General features: G+C 66.5%; 4 protein-coding genes. 3 read left to right on the plus strand and 1 reads right to left on the minus strand.

Going from position 1 to position 3,201, the window contains the following annotated elements; genetic code table 11:
• Positions 1 to 80 precede the first annotated feature (80 nt).
• Positions 81 to 989, minus strand: coding sequence for a TetR family transcriptional regulator (locus AC0GNO_RS23790; protein ID WP_031942798.1), 909 nt, complete (start codon positions 987 to 989; stop codon positions 81 to 83).
• Between the two features lie 215 nt (positions 990 to 1,204).
• On the opposite strand from AC0GNO_RS23790, the gene AC0GNO_RS23795 reads away from it, so the two are divergent.
• From AC0GNO_RS23795 to AC0GNO_RS23805, 3 genes are all read left to right on the plus strand, one after another.
• Positions 1,205 to 2,485 carry a metallophosphoesterase family protein gene (locus AC0GNO_RS23795; protein WP_472905754.1) on the plus strand — a complete coding sequence of 427 codons (1,281 nt, stop codon included), beginning with the start codon at positions 1,205 to 1,207 and terminating at the stop codon, positions 2,483 to 2,485.
• A 37-nt stretch (positions 2,486 to 2,522) separates the two neighbouring features.
• Positions 2,523 to 2,894 (plus strand): type 2 periplasmic-binding domain-containing protein, encoded by a 372-nt coding sequence (locus AC0GNO_RS23800; protein WP_031942800.1) that lies wholly within the window; start codon positions 2,523 to 2,525, stop codon positions 2,892 to 2,894.
• The coding region (locus tag AC0GNO_RS23805; protein ID WP_472905755.1) for an ATP-binding cassette domain-containing protein at positions 2,887 to 3,201 on the plus strand (315 nt) is incomplete at its 3' end. The genes AC0GNO_RS23800 and AC0GNO_RS23805, both read left to right, overlap by 8 nt.

Consider the following 3,201-nt stretch of genomic DNA (forward strand, 5'->3'; position numbering starts at 1 on the left):
GAGGCCACCATACCCGTTTACAAAGCGAACAGGAAAGTCAATGAAATCAACGGTCTACCCAGACCACCCCCGCGCCAGTGCTAGCTTTGCGTACCGTCACTTATTGCACTGAAAACGAGGAGACCCCGTCTCTGGCTGCGCAGGCGGCGGCAGTGCTCGGCGAATGCCGCTGTGATCAGGTCGTGCTTGGTCCGGAAGAAGTAGGTGACCGCCGCCAGTGACACCTCGGCACGCGCCGCGATCTCCCGCTGCACCACGCGGTCCGCGCCCTTGCGGGCAATGGTCGAGAGCGTGGCGTCAAGGATGCGCAGCGCAGTCTCATTGGTCTGCGCCCGCTCGCGAGCGAAGGCGTCGATGCTGGCCCGGGCATCCGCCTTGCGCGTGACCGACGGCACGATGGGCTGCCGGCCCAGGCGGGCATGCAGCCGCGCGGTTGGCGTCGTGATCCAGGCGGAGCGGGCCGCCGGATCGGTCTCGCACAGCAGCAGGCCCGTCAGCCCCAGGGCAAGATCGGCCCAGGCTTCTGCCGCCACGGGGCCGGCGTCGAACTGGCGCGCGAGCCCGCACCAGAACTGCCGCTCCTGCGCGACCTCCTGCTCGGCCGCTGGCCGCAGCTGCGGTTCGCGCCCCGTGCTCACCTCGAGCTCCAGTTCGTCCCGCAGGGCCAGGATCTTGCGCTGCTCGCCCAGCCGCATCTGCAGCAGGGCGGCGACCATATCGGGCAGCTCCACCCAGGCGGGCATCTGCTCGAGGCAGCGCGCCAGCGCGTCGGCGCGTGCGGCCTCCATCCTGCGGCCCAGCTCCGCGTGGACGGCGAGCAGCAGCTGCTCGCGGCCGCCGAAATGGTAGTTGATCGCGGACGGGCTGCCCCCGGTCCGGGCGGCCAGGGACCGCGCGCTCAGCTCGGCGAATCCCTGCTCGCAGGCCAGTTCGAAGGCGGCTTCCGTCAGCCGGTCGGCATGGGCCGCGGTCGGCATCTCCGTGAACACCTGACGTCTCCTATTTTCGTTTGTTCGCTGCCCCTTGGACAGTACATCCGTTCCAATTCTATCCAAAGTACCCATTCAACTTGCCATGAATTGGCCCATAAAACCATTACAAGTCATCAATCCGTCATGGGGTGACCTTACTGTACATACGTTCTAAACACAGTGCGAAGTGCCGGCGTGGGGTCGATTTCGCCCTTTCTGTCAAAGGTGCCGCCATGCAAGAGTCCGCCCGTTCCCATTCCCGCTTCACCGTCGCCGTCGTGCCCGACACGCAGAACTATGTGAGCTACCGCAACCAGCGCGCGGCGGGCTTCCCGTTCAACGCGCGCGAGCTGCTCTGGGACATGATGCACTTCATCGCCCGCAACGCGGTGGGCAATGGCGGTGAGATCGCTTTCGCCACCGCGCTGGGCGACATGTGGCAGCACCAGATGAGCGCGGACGTGGACGCAGCTCATGCGCGGCGCGGCCACCGGTCCATCGTCAGCCCCTTGCTCGCAGACCACGTGGCGCCTGCGCCGGAGCAGGTGCTGAACATCGAGATCCCCGCCGTCAGGACGGCCTACGAGATCCTCGCCGGCCAGTTGCCCTTCTCCGTGGTCCCGGGCAACCATGACCACGATCACATGTGGGCCGACGCCGACTACCCCCCGCAGCCCGGCGCGATCGACTTGCACCGCCTGGACCTGGCCAGCGTGGGCAGCATCCATTGCGGCTCGCTGGAGAACTGGACGCGCAACTTCGGCGCCCAGACGCCTTTCTTCAAGAACCAGCCCTGGTATGTTTCCTCGTTCCGGCAGGGCGCCAACAGCGCCCAGATCTTCACCGGCGGCACCCACCGCTTCCTGCACCTGGGCCTGGAGATGTCGCCCGACGGCGAGGTGGTCGACTGGGCCGAGTCGGTTCTGCAGGCCTTTCCCGGGGTGCCGACCATCGTGTCCATCCACGAGTTCCTCAATCCCCGGGGTGAGCGCCAAGCCGCGGAATGCCTGGACCTGTCCCGCCTGGACCCCGAGCGCCACACCCCCGACCGGCTCTGGGACAGCCTGATTTCCCGCCATGACCAGATCCTGGCGGTGCTGAGCGGCCATTTCCATGGCGTGCGCCACCGCGTCGACCCGAACCAGCACGGCAACCAGGTGTTCCAGTTCCTCAGCGACTACCAGGGCCGCAAGCAGTCGCTTCGCGGCACTTTCCCCGACGCCACAGTGATCGACGGCATCGGCGACGGCTGGCTGCGCCTGATGGAGTTCGATCTCGACGCGCAACGGCCGCGCCTGCGCCTGCGGGCCTACTCGACCTACTTCAAGGCCTACGCGTCCGATCTGCCCCAGTACGCCGCTTGGTACGGCCACGAGCATCCCGAAATGTCGGAGGCCGAGTTCCGGGCACTCGACGACGTCGAGTTCGACCTGGTCGACTTCCACACCCGCTTCGAACGCGCCCGCGTCGACGGCGAAACCGCCAACGAGACGCAGATGGCCCAACGCGCTTGAGCGTTTCCCTGCTCCCCTTCTTTCCAAAGGCATCATCATGATCAGAAAGACTTTCCTTCTTGGCGCGGCCGCCCTGGCCGCCACCGTGTCGCTGCCCGGCCGCGCAGGCCCCGTCCCGGCGACCGTGGACAAGCCGGTGACCATCACCTTCTACAACTACAACCTGGCCACCGCGGGCCTGGGCGCCGATGGCACCCGCAAGCTGCTGCAGGAGTTCATGGCGGCCAACCCCAACGTCAAGGTGAACGCGGTCGGCGTGAACGTCGCGCAGCTGATGCCCCGCTTGCAGGCCGACGTGGCTGCGCAGCGCCCGCTCGACGTGGCGTTTTCGGGCTACGCAGAGTTTCACAGCTGGATGGCCGCCCGGACATCGACTCAGTCAACGGCGGAGACGAACGACCATGTCTGACATCCAGATTTCCGGCCTGACCAAACGCTTCGGCAACGCTGCCGTTCTTCAGGAACTCGACCTGACAGTGCGCGACGGCGAATTCCTCACCCTGCTGGGCGCGTCCGGTTGCGGCAAGTCCACCTTGCTGAAGCTGATCGCCGGCCTGGACACGCCCGACACCGGCACGATCCGCATGGGAGACCGCGACCTGCTCGCCCTGTCACCCAGCGCACGGGACTGCGCGATGGTGTTCCAGTCCTATGCGCTGTACCCGCACATGACCGTGCGCGAGAACATCTCGATGCCGCTGGTGATGCGCGGCCTG

It is taken from the genome of Hydrogenophaga sp. L310 (genome assembly GCF_055703065.1).

Excerpts from the sequence above, each read along its gene's own strand:
- AC0GNO_RS23795 (WP_472905754.1), top strand. The coding sequence starts at position 1,205 with ATGCAAGAGTCCGCCCGTTCCCATTCCCGCTTCACCGTCGCCGTCGTG.
- AC0GNO_RS23800 (WP_031942800.1), top strand. The coding sequence starts at position 2,523 with ATGATCAGAAAGACTTTCCTTCTTGGCGCGGCCGCCCTGGCCGCCACC.